The organism is Streptomyces liangshanensis, from assembly GCF_011694815.1.
Lineage (GTDB): Bacteria > Actinomycetota > Actinomycetes > Streptomycetales > Streptomycetaceae > Streptomyces > Streptomyces liangshanensis.
The window spans coordinates 1093444-1115180 of record NZ_CP050177.1; the positions used below are offsets into that span (position 1 = coordinate 1093444).

The 21737-nt window shown below is 72.0% G+C and carries 15 protein-coding genes and 2 pseudogenes; 9 read left to right on the top strand and 8 right to left on the bottom strand.

Annotated elements, in window-relative coordinates; translation table 11 throughout:
• Positions 1 to 45: 45 nt before the first annotated feature.
• Positions 46 to 633: pseudogene (locus tag HA039_RS04805) on the top strand (TetR/AcrR family transcriptional regulator); the annotation flags it as partial.
• Positions 634 to 1450: 817 nt separating this feature from the next.
• Entirely contained in the window at positions 1451 to 2533 is a 1083-nt protein-coding gene (locus HA039_RS04810; protein WP_167024239.1) for a terpene synthase family protein, read from the top strand.
• 39 nt (positions 2534 to 2572) lie between these two features.
• Here the strand turns inward: HA039_RS04810 and HA039_RS04815 are convergent, their stop codons facing one another.
• From HA039_RS04815 to HA039_RS04835, 5 genes are all read right to left on the bottom strand, one after another.
• Positions 2573 to 4186 (bottom strand): cytochrome P450, encoded by a 1614-nt coding sequence (locus tag HA039_RS04815; protein WP_167024242.1) that lies wholly within the window; start codon positions 4184 to 4186, stop codon positions 2573 to 2575.
• A gap of 140 nt (positions 4187 to 4326) precedes the next feature.
• On the bottom strand, positions 4327 to 4953 hold the full coding sequence (locus HA039_RS04820) for a GTP-binding protein (protein ID WP_167024245.1): 627 nt from the start codon (positions 4951 to 4953) through the stop codon (positions 4327 to 4329).
• Positions 4934 to 5305 (bottom strand): DUF742 domain-containing protein, encoded by a 372-nt coding sequence (locus HA039_RS04825; RefSeq protein WP_167024248.1) that lies wholly within the window; start codon positions 5303 to 5305, stop codon positions 4934 to 4936. Before HA039_RS04825 ends, HA039_RS04820 begins: the two co-directional genes overlap by 20 nt.
• Positions 5302 to 5709 carry a roadblock/LC7 domain-containing protein gene (locus HA039_RS04830; RefSeq protein ID WP_167024251.1) on the bottom strand — a complete coding sequence of 136 codons (408 nt, stop codon included), beginning with the start codon at positions 5707 to 5709 and terminating at the stop codon, positions 5302 to 5304. The genes HA039_RS04825 and HA039_RS04830 overlap by 4 nt, the downstream gene beginning before the upstream one ends.
• On the bottom strand, positions 5706 to 7409 hold the full coding sequence (locus HA039_RS04835) for a sensor histidine kinase (RefSeq protein ID WP_167024253.1): 1704 nt from the start codon (positions 7407 to 7409) through the stop codon (positions 5706 to 5708). Before HA039_RS04835 ends, HA039_RS04830 begins: the two co-directional genes overlap by 4 nt.
• A 335-nt stretch (positions 7410 to 7744) precedes the next feature.
• Between HA039_RS04835 and HA039_RS04840 the strand changes: the two genes are divergently transcribed.
• Together HA039_RS04840 and HA039_RS04845 are read left to right on the top strand one after the other, a co-directional pair.
• The gene (locus HA039_RS04840; RefSeq protein WP_167024256.1) at positions 7745 to 8704 is read left to right on the top strand and encodes a helix-turn-helix domain-containing protein; all 960 of its coding nucleotides are present in this window, start codon (positions 7745 to 7747) and stop codon (positions 8702 to 8704) included.
• 196 nt (positions 8705 to 8900) lie between these two features.
• A complete protein-coding gene (locus HA039_RS04845) occupies positions 8901 to 10304 on the top strand; it encodes a D-alanyl-D-alanine carboxypeptidase family protein (RefSeq protein WP_167024259.1) in 1404 nt (467 codons plus the stop codon).
• 4 nt (positions 10305 to 10308) lie between these two features.
• Here the strand turns inward: HA039_RS04845 and HA039_RS04850 are convergent, their stop codons facing one another.
• Together HA039_RS04850 and HA039_RS04855 are read right to left on the bottom strand one after the other, a co-directional pair.
• Positions 10309 to 11130 (bottom strand): pentapeptide repeat-containing protein, encoded by an 822-nt coding sequence (locus HA039_RS04850; RefSeq protein ID WP_167024262.1) that lies wholly within the window; start codon positions 11128 to 11130, stop codon positions 10309 to 10311.
• 166 nt (positions 11131 to 11296) lie between these two features.
• Positions 11297 to 13947, bottom strand: a pseudogene (locus HA039_RS04855) (ATP-binding protein).
• Positions 13948 to 14221: 274 nt separating this feature from the next.
• On the opposite strand from HA039_RS04855, the gene HA039_RS04860 reads away from it, so the two are divergent.
• The 3 genes from HA039_RS04860 to HA039_RS04870 all read left to right on the top strand — a co-directional run bounded on the left by HA039_RS04860 (position 14222) and on the right by HA039_RS04870 (position 15834).
• On the top strand, positions 14222 to 14515 hold the full coding sequence (locus tag HA039_RS04860) for a hypothetical protein (RefSeq protein ID WP_167024265.1): 294 nt from the start codon (positions 14222 to 14224) through the stop codon (positions 14513 to 14515).
• Between the two features lie 3 nt (positions 14516 to 14518).
• A complete protein-coding gene (locus HA039_RS04865; protein ID WP_167024267.1) occupies positions 14519 to 15169 on the top strand; it encodes a hypothetical protein in 651 nt (216 codons plus the stop codon).
• Positions 15170 to 15615: 446 nt separating this feature from the next.
• On the top strand, positions 15616 to 15834 hold the full coding sequence (locus tag HA039_RS04870) for a hypothetical protein (protein WP_167024271.1): 219 nt from the start codon (positions 15616 to 15618) through the stop codon (positions 15832 to 15834).
• Between the two features lie 54 nt (positions 15835 to 15888).
• On the opposite strand, the gene HA039_RS04875 is transcribed toward HA039_RS04870, so the two are convergent.
• Positions 15889 to 17196 carry a hypothetical protein gene (locus HA039_RS04875; RefSeq protein ID WP_167024274.1) on the bottom strand — a complete coding sequence of 436 codons (1308 nt, stop codon included), beginning with the start codon at positions 17194 to 17196 and terminating at the stop codon, positions 15889 to 15891.
• 313 nt (positions 17197 to 17509) lie between these two features.
• Here HA039_RS04875 and HA039_RS04880 point away from each other — a divergent pair, with 313 nt between their 5' ends.
• Positions 17510 to 18928 carry a hypothetical protein gene (locus tag HA039_RS04880; protein ID WP_243869152.1) on the top strand — a complete coding sequence of 473 codons (1419 nt, stop codon included), beginning with the start codon at positions 17510 to 17512 and terminating at the stop codon, positions 18926 to 18928.
• Complete coding sequence (locus tag HA039_RS04885; protein WP_167024277.1) at positions 18925 to 21582, top strand: phospholipase D-like domain-containing protein; 2658 nt, start codon at positions 18925 to 18927, stop codon at positions 21580 to 21582. Before HA039_RS04880 ends, HA039_RS04885 begins: the two co-directional genes overlap by 4 nt.
• The last annotated feature ends 155 nt before the right edge of the window (positions 21583 to 21737 follow it).

Consider the following 21737-nt stretch of genomic DNA (forward strand, 5'->3'; position numbering starts at 1 on the left):
CGACCCCCGGATCGATATCTGACCCGGCATCCAGAAGGAGAGACGATGACGCCGCAGCAGCGCCGCTCCAAGATCACGCCGGAAAGGGAGCTGGAGTTCTACGAGGCCGCTCTCGACCTGCTCAGGGAAGGCGGATACGACGCGCTGACCATGGAGGGCGTCGCCGCGCGCACCCGCTGCGGGAAGTCCACGCTCTACCGCCAGTGGCGTACGAAGCCGCAGCTCGTCGCGGCGGCGCTGCGGGGCACCCGCTGCCTCGCGCTGGCGAGCGTGGACACCGGCACCCTGGAGGGCGACCTGCGCGCGGCGGCCTGCACGGCGGGGGCGGGCTCGGGGCGTGACACGACGCTGATGCACGCGCTCAGCCACGCCGCCCTCCAGAACCCGGATCTGCTGCGGGCGTTGCGCGAGGCGCTGATCGAGCCGGAGATCGCGGCGATCGACGCGATGATCCGGCGCGCCGTGGAGCGCGGGGAGATCGCCGCCGACAACCCGGCGGCGGAGTTCGTGGCGGCCCAGCTGATCGGTGTCGTACGGGCCCGGCCGATGCTGGAGGGCCGGCACGCGGACGACGACTACCTCACGCGCTTCCTGGAGGCCGCGATCTTCCCGGCGCTCGGACTGCGGGTGGGGCCGTGCGCCACGAAGGCCACTACGAAGGCCGCTCAGGACACCGTCACCCGGATCACCCGCGAGGGCGCGAGCACCCCTGTCCGGGAGAGCACACCCGTCCGGGAGGGCGTACTGGCCGGAGTCGTCCGGCCCTCATGACCGGTGGACCGTCGTCCGGGAGCGGATGACTACGGTCCACCCGCGCCGCACCGTGGGGACGGGGGCGGCGCGCCCCGGGCCGGTGGCCCCTCCTCCGGGAGGGGCCACCGGCGCGCGGGGCCGAAAACACACCACGCGCGCACACCGCGAGCACCCACCACGGGCACGTACCACCGGCACACACCTCACTCCCGCAAGGGCCCCCACGACAGCCTCCGAACGCCCCTCGAATCGCCGCCGTGTGGCATATGCCAGGCGGGTTGGCCTGCGGTTCTTCCCTCCGGACCGTCATCCGTCCGCCCACCCGGGGAGGTAGGCGGACCGCGTGCATCCGTCTCTCCGTACGACCGGTCAAAGACGTATTCCGTAGTGATCCGGACGTTGTCCTGACCGATACAGGTCGGCCATGAACACTTCGGAAGCCGTCGCCCCGGGCCGTGAGCGCGACGGCGGGCAGGCGGGAGAGGCCGCCCGAGCCCGGGCGACGCGCCCCCGCCGCGACACACCGACGCTCACGATCAGTCAATTTCGGCCAAGCGGTGGCCAATTGATATGTAGTTGACGATCCGACCCGGGCATATACGCTCCATCAGTCACCCCCACAGCACGGCAGCGCTCCGGCGCACACCCCGGCACACACCTGGCACATACCGCCCCTCTCGTCGCAAGGAGGCCGATCATGACCTGTGTATCGGAACAGACCTCGGCCCAACAGCTGCCCGCTGTGCCGTTCTACTGTCCCGTCCCGCCCGCCAGGCACCCGTCCGTCGACACCATCAACCAGGTGACCGTGGAGTGGATGCTGCGACAGCGGCTCGACACCGACGAGCACCAGATCGAACGGCTGGCCGTCTGCGACTTCGGCGGTCTCACGGCGTCGACGATGCCCTACGGGCAGTGGGAACCACTGCTGCTGATGTCGAAGTTCCACGCGGTGTTGTTCTCGCTCGACGACAGTGTGTGCGACGAGTCCGGTGCCACCGCCGACCTGCTCGCCCAGGAGACCTCGCGCATCCTGCGCGCGCTGGAGGCCCCCGCCTCCCACTCCCCCGGCGACTCGCCGCACACCACCGCCCTGCGCGCGCTGCGCAAGGACCTGGAACGCTTCGCGTCACCACGGCAGTTGCGGCGCTGGACGGACGCGATGCGGGTGTACACCTCGGGAGTGGTGTGGGAGGCCTCCTGGCGGCGGAGTCTCGAACTGCCCACGCTGGACGACTACGTGACGCTCTGGATGCGGTCCATCGGCATGGCGCCGTCCACCGCCATGATCGAGATCGTCGGCGGCTTCTCCGTACCGGACCGGGACATGGAGGACCCGCGCGTCCGCGCCCTGACGGAGATCACCTGGACGCTGGTGAGCTGGGACAACGACCTGTACTCCCGCAACAAGGAGCTGCAACGGGCCGACGACAACCTCAACCTGATCGACGTCCTGTGCCGGGAACACGACTGCGATCCCGCCCGCGCACTGGTGCGGGCGGTGGCGATGCGGGACCGCGTCATGGTGCTCTTCGAGCGGCTGTCGGCGCAGGTGGCCAAGGAGGCGGACGCCCCGCTGCACCAGTACGTCGACGGGCTGGGCCAGTTCGTGCGCGGGCACCTCGACTGGGCGTCGGCGTGCCCGCGCTACCGTGTGCCGTCGGGGCCGAAGGCGACCCCCGGCGGATGGTGGAAGCAGCACCCGGCCGACGACAGCGCGAAGCCGCTCCCGATCCCCACGATCGCCTGGTGGTGGGACCAGTTGGAGCCGGCCCACTGACCCCGACGCCGGGAGCGGCGGCCCGGCAACCGCGCGCGCTCAGTACCCGCGCCACCAGCGGGCCACGGCCCGCCATGCCCGGCGGGGCGCCGACTCCCCGCGTTGCGCGGGGATCATCCCCGACACCGGCGCGTGGCCGGCGTCCGGCGCGGATCCGGCGTCCGGCGCGGGGCCCGGCCCAGGGGCCGGTTCGTGCGCCGCCGGCGCTGCCACCGCGGCTGCCGCCGGGACCTCGGTACGGCCCGGCGGGAAGGACGGCGCCTGGCGCGGTACGGGAATCGGCCTCGGCGACTCCACCTGCCACTGCGGTCGCGTCACGTGCGGGGATGCCGTCGGCGGTCCCGTGACGTCCTGCGGCGGCCGGGGCGCGAACGTCACCGGCAGCTCCTGCAACTGACGGGACATCAGCGCAGCAGTCCACCGCAACTCGTGCTCCTCCAAAGCGAGTTGGATGTCCGGCAGCCGCAACAGCAGCGCGTCGATCCCGGTGTCGGCGATGGCCCGGCCGATGTCCTGCCCCGGGCACTCGTGGGGCCCGCCGCTGAACGCCAGGTGGGAGCGGTTGCCCTGCATCGAGGCGTCGAGGTCGGGCCGTACCACCGGGTCGACGTTGGCCGCGGCGATCCCCACCACCAGGGCGTCGCCCGCCTTGATGCGCTGACCGCCCAACTCGGTGTCACCGACGGCCCAGCGGCCGAAGATGGTGGTGAACGGCGGCTCGTCCCACAGCGTCTGCTCGACCGCCTCGGGCAGTGTCATGTGCCCGCCGCTCAACTGGGCCCGGAACCGCGGGTCGGTGAGCACCATGCGCAGGACGTTGGCGATGAGGTTCGCGGTCGTCTCGTACGCCGCGATGAGCACCAGCCGCAGGTGCTGGCCGACCTCGTCGTCGGTGAGGCCCGCCGGGTGCTCGGTGAGCCAGGTCGCGAAGTCCTCCTCGGGCGCGACACGACGGCGGGCCACCAGCCTGTTCAGGGCGGCCATCACGTACGCGTTGGACTCGATGGCCGTCTCGGTGCCCTTGATCATGTCGCGCGCGGCCTCGACGAGCCGGTCGTTGTACTCCTCCGGCATGCCGATGATCTGTGCCATCACCATCATCGGGAGGTGCTCGGCGAACCGGCTGACGAGGTCGGCCCTGCCGTCCTGGCAGAACTCGTTGACCAGGCGGTTGCTGTACCGGTTGATGTAACGCCTGACCCCCCGGTGGTCGATCCGGGCGATGGAGTCGGTGACCGCGCCGCGCAGCCGCTCGTGGTCGGCGCCGTCGGCGAAGACGCAGATGGGCTGCCAGGTGAAGACCGGGGCCAGCGGGTGGTCGGCGGTCACGGACCCGTCGTGCAGGGCGCGCCAGCGCCGGGCGTCGCGGGAGAACTGCGAGGGCGTACGGGTCATGTGGAGGTTCTCGCTGTGGCCGAGGACCAGCCAGGCGGGCACGTCGCCCTGGAGCAACACGGGGGCCACCGTGCCGTGTTCGGCGCGCAGCTTCTCGTACAGGCCCATCGGGTCGTTCTCGGCCTCGGGCCCGTACAGCCGCCGCAGCCCGTTGGGCGTGAGGGTGTCCGGGGTGAAGGTCAGGCCGTGGGCGGGGCAGCCGGGGGGCGGCGCCCCGTGGTCGTCCGTGCCGGGTCGGTCGGCGAAGGGGGTGGTCACGGTCACTCCAGGAATCGGGCCGGAAGGTCCGGAAGGTCGGGGGGACGCGCGGCGTCGGGACGCGCGCGGGGGGGGATATACGAGGGGTGGGTGCGGGGACGACAGGGGTAGCGGGGTCGGTACGGAGGTGAGGGCGCCGGTCAGCCGGGCGGGAGGGCCAGCGAGTGCAGGTAGCGCATCAGCGTCAGCAGCACGTCCCGGCTCGACGCCCGGAGCCGCGCGTCGCAGTCGACCATCGGCACCTCCTCGGGCAGGTCGAGCGCGGTACGCAGCACCTCGACGGGGTGGTGCGGCGCGTCCGGGAACGTGTTGACCGCCACGACGAACGGCACCCCGCGCTCCTCCAGCCGCCCGATCACGTCGAAGCTGACCTCCAGGCGCCGGGTGTCGACCAGGACGACCGCCCCGAGCGCCCCTTCGAAGAGGCCGTTCCACAGGAACCAGAACCGCTCCTGCCCCGGGGTGCCGAAGAGGTACAGCACGAGGTGTTCCGTGATGCTGATGCGGCCGAAGTCCATGGCGACGGTGGTGGCGGTCTTGCTCTCCACCCCCTTGTTGTCGTCGACCCCCACCCCGGCCTGCGTCATGGTCTCCTCGGTGGTGAGCGGTCTGATCTCGCTGACCGAGCCGACCATCGTCGTCTTGCCGACGCCGAATCCACCCACGATCACGACCTTCACCGCGGAGGTGGCCGTGGTGGGCAGGACGTCCTCGCTGCGGGGGCCGGCGACGGTGCCCGCGGCCGGGTCAGAGCTTCTGAAGTCCATGCATCACCGCTTCGAGGAGGGACCGGTCGGGGAGCGCCGCGCGGACGATCGGCGCGCGCGACTCGACCAGTTCGGTCGCGAGGAGTTCGGTCAGCAGGGCGGTCACCACGCTGAACGGGAGGGTCAGGTACGCGGACAACTCGGCGACGGACAGGGGCGCCCGGCAGAGCCGGAGGATGGCCGCCTGTTCCGGCTGAACCGTCGGTGACGGTTCGTCACGTGCCACGATCATGGTCACCAGGTCGAGTTCGGCGCGCTCGGCGCCGTCGGGACCACCGGTGATCACGTACAGCCGTTCCGGATCCCCTACGTCCGCCTCGGGACGACGGCGTTCTCGTTGGGGAGTGGTCATACGGCCCGCCCGTCGTGGCGCGGCGGCGAGGTCAGGTGGGCGCCGATCCGGACGACCATGTCCCGCATCCTGGCGCCCACCAGGCCGGCGTCGACCGTCTCGTCGGCGAGGACCGCGAGGTACGCGCCGGTCCCGGCCTCCATCAGGTAGAAGAAGCCGCCCCCGACCTCGATGACGACGAGCCGCATCCGGCCGTCGCTGAGGGGGATCTCGGCCGCGACGGCGGCGGCCAGGCTCTGGAGTCCGGCGCAGGCCGCCGCGAGGCGGTCGGCGACGTCGGGGTCGCCGCCGTGCCGGGCGATGCGGAGTCCGTCCGCCGACAGGACCACGATCTGCTGGATCTGCGGTACACCGTCGGCCAGTTCCTTGAGCATCCAGTCCATGTTCGCCCTCTGCTGGATCACTTCAGGTCTCCCTTGCCCCACGCGTCGTCTGATTCGTCCAGGTCACCGGGTCGGCCCGGTGCCTCCCCCGGGTCGGCGGACGGCTCCTGCCCGGTGCCGTTGACCGCCTTGGTGAACGCTTCGAGCCAGATGCCGGGCCCCGGTTTCTGCGCGGGCGCGCCACCGGAGCCGCCGTCGGTCGCGGTGGCGGCGCCGGGCGCGGCGCCGTTGCCGTTGGGGGCATGGCCGTTGCCGTTGCCGCGCCGCTCGGAGGCCTGCGCTCCCACGGTGGCGCGGCCGAGGTTGTGCGAGCCGAGGGGGGCCCGGCCGCGGCTGCGCCGCTGCGGGAGACCGTTCTCCGTCCACTCGGTGACGACGGGCGCGTCGTCCTCCAGGGCGGCGGTGACCGGGGCGGGCCGCTGCGGGCCGGTGACCGGGCGGGGCGCCTGCTCGCCGGCGGGCGCCTGCTCACCGGGGCGCACCCGGTCGCCGGGGCGCAGCGCGTCGACCATGGGCAGTTCCGCGCCGGCGCCGCGGGGCAGCGCCGAGGCGCCGATGCCGTGGGCGATGCCGGGCGCGGGGCCGGTGGTGATGACGTCGCGGGGTACGACGAGGACGGCGCGGACACCGCCGTACGCGGACTGCCGCAGCGAGACCTGGAGGTTGTACATCTGGCAGAGGCGGCCGACGACGGCCATGCCGAGGCGGGGTGTCTCGCCGAGGTCGTTGAGGTCGATACCGGCCTGGGCCTGGGCGAGCATGCGTTCGGCCCGGGTCCTGGCCTCCTCGCTGAGGCTGACGCCGCCGTCCTCGATCTCGATCGCGATGCCGGTCTGGACCTCGACGGCGGTGACGTGGACGCGGGTCTGCGGCGGCGAGTAGCGGGTGGCGTTGTCGAGGAGTTCGGCGCAGGCGTGGATGAGCGGTTCGACGGCGGTGCCGATGATCGCGACCTTGGCGATCGAGTGCAGGTCGACCCGCTGGTACTCCAGGATCCGGGACATCGCGCCGCGCAGCACGCTGAACAGCGGGACGGGCTTGGGCCATTGGCGGCCGGGGCGGGCCTTGCCGAGCACGGCGATGCTGTCGGCGAGGCGGCCGATCAGCGCGGTGCCGTGGTCGATCCGCAGCAGGTCGTCGAAGACGTCCGGGTTGCGGCCGTGGTGCTCCTCCATCTCCCGCAGCTCGCTCGCCTGTTGGTGCACGATCGCCTGCACGCGGCGGGCGATGTTCACGAAGGAGCGCTGCGCGGACTCGCGCATGGCTTCCTCGTTGTCGACGATGTCCAGCACCGAGCGCAGCAGGGCGCGTTGGGCCGGGGAGAGGTCGCGGTAGTTCTCGTCGCCGTCCACGACGACGCGGATCACCTCCATGGGTGACTCGCCCTGGCGCAGCCGGTAGATCGCGGCGGGCATCAGTTCCTTGCCGAGCCGTACGGTCTCCTCGTCGTGCTGGGCGAGATACCGCTCCAGCAGGGCGACCCGGTGGGCGTAGTGCTCGTGGAGCGTTCGGACCGCCCTGCCGCGCCGGGCCAGTTCGGCCGCGTACCAGGTGACGACGACGGTCGCGACCGCGCCGTACAGCACGACCGGTATCCGGGCGGCGGCGGGGACGGCGGCCAGGGCGGCCGCCGCGGCCGCGACCATCAGGGCGGCGGGGAGCGCCAACGCCCGGACGACGGGGGGCGCTTGATCAGTCGGGGGTGCTTCAACACGAACCATGTAAGCCCTCTGGCGGTCGATTCAGTCGGATCATTCGAATGATTCAGACAGGTACGAACAAATGCCTGATTTCATCTCAACTCGGCGCGCTCGGCGAGAGCTTAGCCCGACCGGATCACCACATCGGCATATTCGTTCAACCTCCTGCACGGTCCGGCCATGCAGGCATAGACTCGCGCGTTTGCACACTGCGCGTCCGCCGCACCACGAAGAGTGACCACATCGGTGCGACTATCGAACGCGTGACCGATTACGGCGCGCGAGCCGTGCACGCCCCCGGCGCACCCGGCGTCCGGCGCCGGGCAGGGTTGCGCATACCACCTGATACTGGACGCATGAGCCGACACGGAGAGCTGGGCACGGCCCTGCACCGCTGGCGTGACCGGATCACCCCGGCCGAGGCCGGGCTGCCCGCCGACGAGTCCCGCAGGCCTCCTGGCCTCCGCCGGGAGGAGCTGGCTGAGCTGACCGGACTGTCGGTGGAGTACATCGTCCGCCTGGAACAGGGGCGGGCGACCTCGCCGTCCGTCCAGGTCCTCACCACCCTGGCCCGCGCCCTGCGGCTGTCCGACGGGGAGCACCGGCACCTGTTCCTCCTCGCCGGCCAGTCCCCGCCCGCGACCGGACACGTCTCGGACCACGTCCCGCCGAGCGTGCGGCGCCTCCTCGGCCAGCTGAGCGGCTCCCCGTGCGCGGTGTACGACGCCGCCTGGAACCTGATCACCTGGAACCCGTTGTGGGCCGCCCTCCTCGGCGACCCGTCCATGCAGCAGGGACGCGGGCGCAACGCCGCCTGGCAGCACTTCGCCGGACTGCCCAGCCGCGTCAGCCACACGCTGGAGCAGGAGGCGCGGTACGAGGCGGCCGTCGTCGCCGACCTGCGGGCGGCCACCGCCCGCTACCCCACCGACGAGCACCTGCGGTTCCTGATCGGCGACCTGCGCCGTGTCAGCGCCCGCTTCGGGCAGCTGTGGAACTCCCGTATCGCCGGCTTCCACGACAGCGACACCAAGACCGTCCATCACCCGGATGTCGGACCGCTGGCCCTGGACCACGACACGTTCGTCACGCCGGGCAACGACCTGCGGATCGTCACCTGCTCGGCCGCGCCCGGCACACCGGAGGCCGACCGGCTCAAGCTGCTGGACGTCATCGGGCCGGAGCGGATGGCGGAGGCCGACCCGACCCAGGTCCCGGACCCGGCCCTGTCGGCCGCCCCGACCGGCCCGGTCACCTCGCCCACTCCGGTCACCCCGGTCACCTCGCCCGCCCCGACGTCGGCCGCCGATCACTGACCACGCGCCGCCGACCCCGTACCACCGCCCACGGACCACCGGCCGAGGTGGCCCGCGCATCACCCGATCGGGTGCGCGGGTCACCTCGGCCACTTCCGTCGCACGCGGCGTACGGACGTACGAGAGGCGGACGCCCGTACCTCCGGACGGCGCAGGCGGCGGTGCGAGGAGCGCCGCCCGTTCCTACCGTGGCTGAATGATCATCAGATCCGTGACGCGCTCCGCGCTCTGCGGGACGGTGGCCCTCGCCACCGGCCTGCTGGTCCTCCTGCCCGCGCCCTCGCCGGCCGCCGCCCGCGCCCGGACCGAACCCGTCCCGCCGGCCGCCGGTCCGACCGGCGGCGCCGACCGCGCGCTGCTGTACGAACCGGGGACGCGGGTGCGCCCCGCGCCCGGCGCGCCGTCGCTCCCCGGCGACGTCTCCGCCCTGTCCTGGCTGGTCGCCGACGCCGTGACGGGCGATGTCCTGGCCGCGCGCGACGCCCACCGCCGGCTGCCGCCCGCCAGCACCCTCAAGACCCTCTTCGCCGTGACGGCCCTGCCCCACCTGTCCGAGCACGCCCGGCACACGGTGACCGAGGACGACCTCGCCGGGATCGGCGAGGGCAGCAGCCTGGTGGGGGTGATCCCCGGGCAGTCGTACAAGGTCGCCGACCTGTGGCGCGGTGTCTTCCTCAGCTCGGGCAACGACGCGGTACGGGTCCTCGCCGCGATGAACGGCGGCTGGGACTCGACGGTGACGCAGATGCGGGAGAAGGCGCGGCGGCTGGGCGCGCTCGACACCCATGTCGTGTCCCCCGACGGGTACGACGAGCCGGGTCAGGTGTCCTCGGCGTACGACCTCGCGGTGTTCGGCCGGACGGGCCTGGCCTCGGCGGAGTTCGTACGGTACAGCTCGACCGCCGAGGCGCAGTTCCCCGGCGACAAGGGGACGTACGGCATCCAGAACACCAACCGGCTGCTCAGCGGGGCGGGCGGGGTGGAGCGTTACCCGGGGCTGATCGGCGTCAAGAACGGCTACACCTCCCGGGCGGGCAACACCCTGATCGCCGCCGCCCGGCGCGGGGACAGGACGCTGCTGGTGACGGTGATGAACCCGCAGTCGGGCGCGTCGCAGGCGGTGTACGAGGAGGCCAGGTCGCTGCTCGACTGGGGCTTCGACGCCGCGGGCCAGGTCACCCCGGTGGGTTCACTCCGGCCGGCACCGGTGAACCGGGTGGCATCGCCGCGCGCGGCCGCAAAGGCGGTACGGGACGGGGCGCGGAGCCGTCCGGAGGGGCGCGCGGACGGCGACCGGGGCCCGCGGACGGAGCGGCGCGATCAAACAGGGGCGGAGGAGACGGGCGGGGCTGAGGGGGCTGACGGGGTGGCGTCCGGCGTCGTGGGCGAGCCCATGTCCGGGGCGATCGGCGGGGCGCACGGGCCCCAGGCCAGGACCGACGGGGACGAGACGGGGTCCGGGGGCCGGGAGAGCGGGACGGCCGCGGGCGGGAGCGGGGCCTCGTACCTCATGCCGACGCTGGTGATCGGCGCGGCGGCGCTCGCGGCGACGGCCCTCTTCGTCGTCCGCGCGGCGCGCCGCCGGCCCGGCCGGCGCTGAGCCGCTACCAGTGCGCGGGGCGCGCCAGCGCGGGCGGGACGACGGTCGCGGAGTCGCCCTTCGCGGCGTTCACCTGGCTCTGGGTGAGGAAGACGCAGCCGGTCAGGTCGGCGCCGTGCAGATCGGCGTCCCGCAGGTCGGCGCCGATCAGATCGGCCAGCCGCAGGTCGGCGCCGCGCAGGTCGGCGGCGATCAGGTACGCGCCCCGCAGGTCCGCCCCGCGGAGGTCAGCGCCCTTGAGGTTCGCCCCGAACAGGTCGGCGCCCCTGCGGTTCTTCTTCTTGCCGCGGACCTGGGCCCGTACCAGCTCACTCGTCCGCAGCAGCAGGGGATTGACCCGCGCCCGCCGGTCCGCGACGTCGATCTCCAGCAGGGCGTCGGGCGCGCTGCGGGTCAGGCGCTCGGTCTCGGCCAGGGCGGCGCGGATCTCGGCGTGCAGGGGCCGGGCGGGTGCGAGGGTGAGGGCCTCGGTCAGGTACCAGAGGAGTTCCTGGAGCTGGCGCATCACGGGCAGCGCGGCGAACATCCGCCCGGCGGACTCGGGCGCCTGGCGCCAGTCCTGGCCGCCGAAGGTGACCTGGGAGACCTTCTGCCCGGCGCCGAAACAGTCGTACACCGTGCAGCCCTGGTAGCCCTGGGTCCGCAGGCGGTCGTGGATGCCGCAGCGGGAGTCGTCGCGGAGGTGGCGGCAGGGGTCGCCCGCCTTCTTGTCGACGGGGAAGTCCGCGGAGACGGAGAAGGTCAGGGCGACGCAGCACAGCCCGAAGCAGTTGCCGCAGTCGGCCCGCAGGGTGGCGGGTCCGGTGGGGCCGGTCGTCTCGGACAACGTCGCTGGTCTCCTGGTCTGGGCGCGCACGGGTGCCATGGAGCCTACCGGCCGGGATCCGTGCGCGGGATCCTGCCCGGGTCCGTGAGTGGGCTCCCGCCCGGGTCCGGGCTCAGGGTCATGCCCGGGACCGGGCACGGGGTCGAGCCCGGGTCCGGGCCCAGGGTCAGAGGATCGTCGCCATCGCCTGTTCCGCCCGGGCCACCAGCCCGTCGGCGCCGCAGCTCTTCGCGAGATCCAGGCCCCGGCCCAGTTCGTCGGGGAGTCCGGCGGCGATGCCGTACTCGACGCGGGCGACCGCCCGTTCGTACGCGCAGGGCGAGGCGTCGAGACGGGTGACGGCCTGGGCGAGGAGGCCGACCGCCGCCGGGCCCTTCGTCACCGAGGCCTCGCAGCACAGGGCGACACCGATGGCGGTGTCCGTACCGAAGCGTTCGGCGCGGTCGCGGGCGTACCGGGCGAGCTCCGCCGCGCGGGCCGGGTCGGTGTCGGCGAGCGCCCGCGCGAGGTCGCACGCCCAAGGCGCCATGACGATGTTGTGCCGGCCGCGAGCCGTCAACGCCCGCCCCGCCGCTTCCAGTTCGGCGACCGCCTCGTCGTGCCGGCCCTGGGCGAGGAGCAGCCGGCCCCGGACGGACTGGGCGTCGGGGATGACGATGGAGGAGGAGTACGGGGGCGCGAACGCGTGGCGCTCCGCCGCCTCCTGGGCCGCTTCGACGTGGCCGCGGGCGAGGAGGGTGTCGATGAGCATGCAGGCCGCGTCCCAGTGCATCGGCAGGCCGTCGCCGACGCGGTCGGCCAGGCGCAGGCTCTCGCGCAGGTACATCTCGGCCTCGTCGAGACGGCCGCGCCTGCGGTGGACGTACCCGACGAGGGCGTGGGCGAAGGCGAGATGGCCGCCGCTCCAGCCGGAGATCTCGAAGGCGCGCAGCGCTTCGGTGAACAGGCTCTCGGCCCGGTCGAGCCGGTCGGCGAACGCGTAGGACAGGCCGAGCAGGGCCGGGGCCTCGAAGCCCCACGCGGCGTCGGCCCAGCCGACGCCGGGCGCCAGCCGCCCGTCGACCAGGGCCCGTTCACCGATCTGGACGATCTCCTCGGCGCTCTCGCCCCGGGCTGTGCCGTCGAAGGCGCGCAGCATCAGCAGGACACGCTCGGAGTTGTCGTGGCCGGTGAGCGTACGGGCCACCTCGCGCAGCCGCCCGGAGCGGGCGGGGCCGTTGTCCTCCGCGGCCCGGACGCCCTCCCAGAGGAAGTGCGCGGCCTGCAACCGCAGCCGGTCCTGGCCCGGTTCGGCGCGGGCCACCTCCTCGGCGACGACCCGCGCGGCCTCTCCGGTCTGGTTGTTGTGCGTGAGGGCCTGGGCGAGCCGGAACACCACGTCGACCCGGAGCGCGGTGTCAAGGTCGGGGCTGTCGAGCGCGGCGCGCAGGTGGCCGGGGAGGTGAGCAGGGTGGCGCAGCCCAGTTCGTAGAGGACCTGGGCGCGGACGGCGGGCAACGGTGGTTCGGCGAGGGCGCGTTCGAGGCAGCGCCGGGCGGCGTCGGGCGCGCCGACGGCGAGGTTCTCGGCCGCGGCCTCGCGTAACTGGCCGACGAGTTCGGCGTCGTTGTCCGGGTGGACCTCCAGGAGGTGGGGCGCCGCGGCGGCGGCTCCCCGGCCGCTGCGGGTGACGGCCCAGGCGGCGCGGCCGTGGAGCGCGGTCCTGATGCCGGGCGGGATGGCCCGGTAGACGGCTCCCGCGATGAGCGGGTGGACGAACTCCAGCGGGTCGGTGCCCTCCAGGATGCGGGCGGCGCGCAGCCGTTCGGCGCACTCGGCGGCCTCGTCCCAGCCGAGTCCGGACAGGGAGATGGCCAGGTCGAGGGAGATGTCCGTACCGAGGACGGCCGCCGCCCAGGCGAACTTGGTGGTGTCCGTGCCCAGTTCCTCCAGCCGGGCGATGAGTCCCTTGCCGCGCGCGGAGGCGCCGAGGGCGCGCAGGGCGCTCGCCGAGTCCTCGACGGGGGCCAGTTCGCTGTCCTGGACCTTGGCGAGCAGTTCGACGGTTTCGTACGCGTTGCCGCCGGTGACGGCCCAGACCTCCCGGCAGAACGGGTCGTCGGCGTCCTCGCCCAGAGTGGCGCGGGTCAGGTCGGCGGTGGCCTCGGGGGTGAGCGCGCGCAGGCTGACCCGCAGCCTGGCGGCGGTGCCGAGCGTCCGGAGGTGCCGTGCGGTCTCGCCGACGGCTTCTTCCGTGCGGTAGGCGATGACGACGAGGACGGGTGGTCCTCCGCTGGGCCGCCGGGCGAAGGACGCGAGCCAGGCGAGGGTCTCCAGGTCGGCCCAGTGGGCGTCGTCGACCACGAGCAGGAGCGGTCCGTGCACCTCGGCGAGCCGCCCGACCAGGAGGTCGAGTCCGTCCCTGACACCCTGCGGGTCGGCGTGCTGGGTGCCGGGCGGGGTTATCCCGAGGGCGGGGCCGACGATCTCGTACCGGTCACCGAGCAGTTCCCGCGCGTCGAGGGTCTCCCCCGCCGTCGCGCCCCCGGACTCACCGGCGATCAGGGCGGGTTGGAGGAGCTGCCGAACTCCGTGGAACGGTACGGACGTGACGGTCTCGCCGCCGCGCGCGGACCACACGGCACACCGCCCCGCGGCGAACCGCCGCACCTCGTTGAGCAACGCCGTCTTCCCGAGCCCGGCGGCACCGCGGTAGACGAGCAGCCCACCGGCGGGAGCGGTCCCGCAGAGCGCGTCCACGGCCCGTGTCGCCGCGGCCAGCTCCGATTCGCGTTCGAGCAAAGGAAGAACGACCGGCCGCTCGGCCCCGGGCACCATCCACGCTCCCCTCTTCGAACAGTGCGCTGGTCAGGTGTCGAGGGTAGCCGCGAACCCCCGACGGCGGACGGCATTCGCCAGGATTCCACCCGACACACACCACCGCGCGCCCGGATACCGGGCGGGGACGCCACCCGTCCGGGCGAACTCGATCCGGGATCCGCCGAGGTCACTGCCGAATCGGGCGCTTTCGCGGTCGGGGGCGGGGAAGATTCCCGGCCATACTGGGGCGCTCTAACGGCATGTGGGCCGGTAGGTCGGTGGAGGGGGAGCGATGCCCGAGGTGGAACTGGTGGCCCAGGCCTTGGCCGCGGGGGCGACGGCCGGGATGACGCAGACGGTCCAGCAGGCCGCGCGGGACGCCGGGGAGCGACTGGTCTCCCTGGTACGCCGTGATCGGGGCGCCCCGGCCGCCGAGGAGCACCCTGCCACGGAGCCCGGCGAGGCGGGCGGGTCCGCGGGCGCTCCGGTGAGCGGTCACCGGGTGGGCAGGTACACCCTCTTCGCGAACGAGATCAAGGGTGTCGTCATGGGCGACAACGCCCGCCAGGACAACCACTTCCACTGACCGGTGACAAGAAAGCGTTCCGGCGAGACCCCGGGCAGCCAGTACACCGTTCACCTGAACGACGCCAAGGGTGTGGTGTTCGGGGACCACGCCGTGCAGCACAACAGGCTTTCGGGGAGGGCGACGGGCCTCGTGGCGGCGGCGTTGGCGCTCGTCCTCCTGAGCGACAACAACACCTTGGTGGAGTCGGCTCGTCCCGCGCCGCCGACCCCGGCCGCGTTACCGGGACCGACGGCGACCCCGTCAGTCACCAAGACCCCCACGCCGGGTCCGTCGCCGACCCTGTCACCGAGCAGTTCACCGACACGACCGGCTCCTCCGCCCGCGCCTCCGCCCACGGTCCGGGCCCCGAGTCCGCCCGCCTCGTCCACCCCACCCGCGGATCCCCCACCGAAGCCGTCACCGACGCGTGCCTGCCGGTCGCGACAGCAATACCGGCTGAACAACAGGGCCCAGGTCTGGGACGCCGAGGGGGCACGGATCGGCGAGGCCACGTCGGGAACCCTTTTCTTCCGGCAGGAGTCCGCGAGCTACCCCACGCCGGTCGACGACCGTTATTACGGCACCGTCGACGAGGTCATCTCGGGAAGCGCGACCGGCTACGTCCTGAGGAAGAAACTGGACTACGTCGGCACGGTGGAGATCTGCGACTAAGGGTGGTGTCCCTCCGGCATCAAGCGGCTCGGCCGAGTCCGTAGAGGGTCAGGAAGCCGAGACCGACGACGTGGGCGTCGTCGCCCGCCATGGACAGGGGATGCTCGCCGTGGCGGCGGCCGGGAGCGGCTTCGTCGCGATCGGGTCCGCCCGGTCGCCGGACAACTCCGCTGTCGGGGCCGTGTGGTTCTCCGCCGACGGTACGAAATGGGTTAAGCAGCCGACCCGCCGATCCGGCCCACGCCCGGATCTGGGTCGGCGACATCGCCCCGGGTCCCCGCCGGCCTCCCCCGCCCGCCGGCAACGCGCCGCTGGCGCGGTTCGTCGGGACCTGGAGCTGGTCGGGCGCCAACCTCACCATCGCCTCCGACGGCACGTTCGTCTACCGCTACCTCACCCTCGTGCCCTGCTCGGACTCGCCCCCTCCCTGCGACGAGGGCGGCGAAATGGGTGGCAGGGCCACGGGGACACTCCACCAGGGCCGTACCCCCGACGAAGCGGTCGGCACGGTGAACGACGCGCTCACGAACGACCCGGCGGGATCCCCCATCAGGATCACCCGTGAGCCCTACATGGCCATCGACATCACGATCAACACGAACGGGTACGGGCTGTTCTGCGAGCCCGGCTCCACTCGCTGCGCCGGCCATGTGGGATCGGGATGACGCTCGGCCTCGTCGCGCCGGCCCCGCACCACGTGCGTGCAAGCGGGCCTACGCCTATGCGGACAGCGCGGGGAACACGACCACCGAGCCGTCCTTGTCGCGGGCAATCTCGATCGCCACGTCTCTCGTGCGGCTGTCGACCATGACGCCGTCGCCCAGCTTGCGGATCCGGTTCGCCGCGCGCATCAGGCGATCGACTTCACCGGTCGTGAAGACGGGACGCAGACCTTGCGGACCTGTCAGCTCCAGCGCCGACAGGCGTTCCAGGACGCCGGCAATGCTCGACTCCAGCTCGTCGAGGCGCTGCTGGTCGCGCTTGAGCTCGCGGGCGAAGTTCTCGAACAAGTTGTCAGGTTGGTCCTGAGCATGCTCGACGGCCTGCAGGACGACGACCCGCCGCTTCAGGGCGATGGCCAGGGCGGCGAGTTCGAGGTGGGCGCGGAACACGCCGCCATGCTCGTCGACGCCGGGGAATGACTTGGCCAGCGCGCTGATCTCGACGGACTTGTCCTCGGGCAGCTTGTCGAGTGCGCTCCGCCACCGGGCAAGGCGGCGGTCGGCGGCGCCCAGCGCCGTGTTGATGGCGTGCACTGCCGAGTCCAGCCCCAGGGAGGCTCCGAGCTTGCCCTGGTCGAGCAGAATGGCGGTGGCCTTGTCGATGGCATCGCGGCAGCCGTCGAGTTCGCTGTGCTCCTCTTCGAGCTTCTGCTCGCGCAGCTGCTCCAGCAGTTCTGTGATGTGTTCGACAGCCTGCTGGCGCTTGTAGTCGGCATGCGCGCTCACGCCCACCGCTACGGCCATGAGCACGAGCGGCGCGGCCACGGTGAGCGCCGCGCTACCGGCGGCCACGACGCCGGCTGTCGCGCCGGCTCCGCCGACCGCGCCTGCTGCCGCCGCTTTGCCGATCGGCACGAACGTCGCGTTGGCGGCGATGCCCGTCGAGTTCATCAGTGCACTGTGGATGCCGCCGGCCGCCGCCTTCGACGCCATCGGGCGAACGATGCCCTGGCCGAACTGGGCGGCAACCTTCGCCGGAACCACCATGCGGTACAGGTTCTCGCCGGTAGCCGTCGCCCTGGCCGCCGTGAGGGAACTTCGCGTCGATTGCGTGATGAACTGTGACAGGTGCTGCGCCAGGGGACTCGCGGCGTCGAGCGGGATACCTCGGCTGCGTTCGAGCTTGTCGGGCAGCGGATGCACCTCAAGCGTGGCGATCGGCGCGTCGGCCAGGGCGGCCAGCACGCCGCGCAGTTCCGCGAGGCGCTCGGCCGTCATCAGCCCGTCCCCGGCCAAAGCCGGCACCCGGACGTCGTCGGTCGCCAGCGTCCACACCGGAACCGCTGCCTTGCGATGGTCAGTCATCGTCTCCCCCAAGTCTGTCAACGGCAGCGTACGGCTGACGTCCGACAAGAACGCCGTGAACCTCGGATATGCGGCTACGGGCTCTGTCCTCGGAGCCGCCCTGACCACAACGCTCGAAGTAAGCACCTACCCTGAGGCAGAGTCAGGTAGCTCCTGCCGATGCAACGCTTCGGCAGCCGACAAGGGGTGGCGAGTGACAGCGGATGTCCACGGGCCGGCATGGGCACTCGAGGGATTGGGTGTGCGGTCCGGGCGTTATCCCCTGGCGGTTGAGGGCCCCGTGATGCGGGCGGTGGACACGTTGGTTCCCGGCGTGTCCACGGTGACCCGCTACATCCGTTACCACTCGCTGTATGCGGCAATCGCGGCGCACGCGGAAAGCAACGCTTGGGACACCACCGCGTGCCGCCGGGCGGTCCGCCGCGGCGAGGTCCTGCTGGCGGCGCTCCAATACCACACAGAGGCAGATCCGGCGTGGCTTGCCCACGGGGTCGATGGGGTGCGGCGTTTCTGCACAGAGGAACTGGAACTCGCGTCAGCGGCCGACGAGGAGCGGCTGAATCAGTCGTACTCACCCCGCCGCTGGGGGTTTTGGGACCAGTACGGCGGGCCTGCCACGGTGCTGGGCACCGTGAGCGTCCGGGACGGAGTGCTCAGACCCGGCCGGCACCCGTGCCCTCTCGCGGTCAAGAAGCTCTTCGCACCTCTGCTGTCTCTCGCGGAGCGGGACGTCGTGCCCTTCGCCGACCTGGAGACATTGGGGCAGGCGGCTCTTGGTGTCCCTTGTCCGGCCGAGCGGGAATGGCTGACGGACGTGCTGACCGCAACTCGCGGAGGAGGAACCCACGCAGACGGGGACTGGGAGGCGTCCGACCGCACTCGGCGTGCGACCCTCCGTATCCTCGGCCGGGCGATCCATCTCCGCGGTCCTGAGGGCGGCGGGTATCAGGAGACGCTGCGCTCCGCGGTGGCGTTCGGTGACGAGGCGACGACAGATCCCGTTCTGGCGGCGATTCCCGAGACGGCCGGTTGGCGGGGAGTATTGCTGCGCCAATACTCCGTCGGCGCCTGGCGCCGGCTGTGGGCGGCGCTGGTGGCCGGTGTCGGCTCCAAGGACGGCGAGGCGGACCGGTCGCCCGGGGAACTGCGCGACTGGCTGGCGCAACAGGCCCCGGACGCGAAGGTACGGCGTGTCCTGGACGATCTGCCTCCGCTCGAGAACGCGGCAGGTCAGTTGTTGCCTGCCGAACGGCAACTCCTGACGCAGGGTGCCGGTGCCCCGATGACCAATGTGCTGCTGCTGATGGTGGGTGCGCTGCGCTCCCGAGAGGGTCATCTGCCGGACGACGTACGGGCCGTCTTCCTGGGCCGTCAGCGACACCGGGCCGAGTTCCTCGACCCGACGTGGGTCGACGGCCTCCTCGACGACTACGCCGACCGGCCGGTCCGCGACCTGGCCGCCCGGCTGGTGGACGACATGCTCGCCCAGTCCCGAAGAGTCGCCCTCGCGAAGCTGCGCACCGACCCCGCGACCGGCGGGCTGAAGATCTTCTCCCGTCTGCACCTTCGCAACGAGCGCTATTTCAAGACCGGTGACGAAGGCGACTCCGACATCGGCACCCGCATCCCCCAACTGGGCTCCTTGGCGGCGCAGCTGGGGCTTTTCGCCCTCAGCGACAACTGCCACAGCGTCACCGAGGAGGGGTTGCGAATCCTGGAGACAAACCCATGAGCGCGGCACACCACACTCGGTTCGCATCCCCCGTCACGCTGCTGAGAGAGTGGAGCGAACGCAGCGATCAGCAAGCACTGCACGAAGTGCTCTTCCTCGGTTTCACCGTTGATCTTCCCTTCCTGGAGAAGGTCGCCATACCCGTCGCCCGCGGCCTGGGTGCCCGCACCGCGGTGATCGGCGATGCGGCCCAAGGGCTGTACGACCCGGTCGATGTGCGCCTGGCCGGCCGCAGTTATCTGCACGGCCTGGCCTCCTGCCGGCGTGCGTTCCACCCCAAGGTCGTCCTTCTGGTCGGAGAACACGCCTGCCGGCTCGCGGTGGGTTCGGGGAACCCGACGCTGTCCGGCTGGGGCGCCAACGACGAACTGTGGACGCTGGTGGAGACCGAGGACGACGATTCCCACGCGCTCCTGGCCGACCTCGCCGACTGGCTTGAGACACTGCCCTCCGCCGTGGAACTGGCCCCTTGGTCGACGAGTCATCTGGCGGAACTGGCCGCGCTTCTGACCGAACGGCATGTCAACGCCCCGGCCGGACCGGAATCAGGTGCCCGGCTTCTGCACAACCTCCAGCAGAGTCTGCTGGACCAACTGCCGCTCGGTCCTGTGGACGAACTGCACGCGTACGCCCCGTTCGTCGACGAGGCCGGTCATGCCCTCGGCGCGCTGGTCGACCGTCTGACACCCCGCCGCACCATCCTCGGGCTCCAGCCTCGCTGGTCCAGCTACGACGCCGGAGCGATCAAGAGGGCACTCGGCGGCTTCGACGCGCAGATCCGATTCCTTGAAGAGACTCGGATGCGGCACGGCAAATTCGTCGAATGGCAGGCCGGCGGCAGCCGATACGCTCTCACCGGGAGCCCGAACCTCACCCGCGCCGCGCTGTGCACGAGCACCCGGGACGGCGGCAACTGCGAGCTCGCCGTACTCGCCGCCGGCACAGCGCCGCTACTTCCCGAACAGGGGCGCATCACCTCACTCGCGAGCCTGACGGGTCGCACCATCCGGCCCTTCCAGTCCACCCGTTACACGCTCGTCCTCCTCGGCGCGAAGACGGACAGCGAAGGCCTGCACGTCTCTCTGGCGCACCCCCAGCCCCTGCCCGTGGTGATCAGCACGTCTCCGGACGGTTCACCGGGTTCCTGGACGCAGACCGGAACCATTCCGGCGGGGGCCGCGGGCTGGTCCTTCCCGCTGACCGAGGTTCCTGGTGCGGCGGTTCGCGCCACGTGCGACCGTCCTGACGGCACCACCGCCGAATCCGCCGTGGTCTTCGTCTACAGCCCCGTGCACTGCGCACGACACCACAGCGCCGACAGCGGTCCCCGGCTGAGATACGACTACACGGCGCAGACCCTGTTCGCCGACGAGCGTGCCGCACGCCGTTTCGAAGCCGATCTGCTGCGCCTTCGCGAGCTCACCGCCGGAACGTCCGGTCCCCGGGTGAGCCCCGTGGGAGACACGGCAGCGGGCTCGGTGACATCAAGCGGCGTCGACCGCTGGGACGCCTACCTCGCCGACTGCCGCCGGATGATCGGGGCGCCGTTGGCGGATCTGGCGTTCGGCACCTCGCAGCTCGACCTGCCGCAGGCACCGTCGTCGCGCTGGATCGTGTCGACGGTCACCGTTGGCGTGCGGGAGGAGGACGACGAAACGCACGGGGACGAGACGGAGGAGGAGAACTTCCCCGCCACCAGCGAGCCGCTCGTCCCGTACGTCGCGCCAGAGCAGCGTGCCCGTTGTCGCACCTGGGCCAAGCGTTGGGTCACGGCGCTCACAGGCGCTGACGATTCGACCGCGGCACCGGTTCCGGTCAGGCTGCTCGTGGCCGGCCTGTACATCCAGCTCCTGGCCGCCGGAGTCTGGGACGAACAGGACCAGAGCTGGCGCGACGGACTCAGCCGCCTCCTCGAAGCACTCCGTTCCGAAGACCCAGCGGCCGGGGCGGTCCACGATGCTCCGCCCGAGACCCTGCGCCGGTTGGACGCGGTGGCAGCCGTGGCGATGACACTGCTCGTCCAGGACGCCACCTTCACCGGCGGCGGGGAGCACGACGTACTCGCGGCCCGTGCCTGGCACGGCAGCAAGGCGATGATCGCGCGTGCCGAGCCGGCCGAGGCGGAGGACCTGATGATCGCGCCGGAGCGGGCGCTCGCCCGCGTCGCGCCCTGGAGCGAGGTGGACAGACTCATCGCTCTGGCGCAGGGAGACGACCCCTACGCGGAGGTGATCGAGGGGCTCACCGCAGCCGGCTGGTCGGTCGTGTGCGAGGACGGGCTCTGGGAGATCACGGGCTCCTTCGGCAATCCGCTTCCGGTCGTGGCCAAGGCGGCCGAACGACTCGGGCGGCACCACGCCGACGGCGTGCTTGTACGAGCCCGTGGCAAGAACCGCTGGGCCTTCATGGCGTGGGCGGACCCCTACCTGGTCCTGCTGAATCCCCCGGCACGCGTCTGGCGCACCTACCAGGTACGACTCCCTGCCACACCGGAATCACGGTTCAGCGGCGGCGACCTTTCCGCGGTACCCGGCCGCATCGGTTCTCCGACCTCCCTGCAGATGGGCCCGCCGGAAGCTCTCAGGAAGATTCTCGGCGAAGCAGGCCTCAGCTACCCGGAGTTGATCAGTCGCCTGTTCCCACTCGACACGTGACGGCTCGTCTCACCGTCACGCCGCCACTCAAGGCGGGCAGGCACGATGCCGGTGGGGGCCCGTCCCGGAGCCAGGGTCCAACGGCCGTACCGCTCGGACGGAGTGCTGTGCTGGTACATCCGGAGGCGCAGGAACGACGAAATACCGGTGAGTCA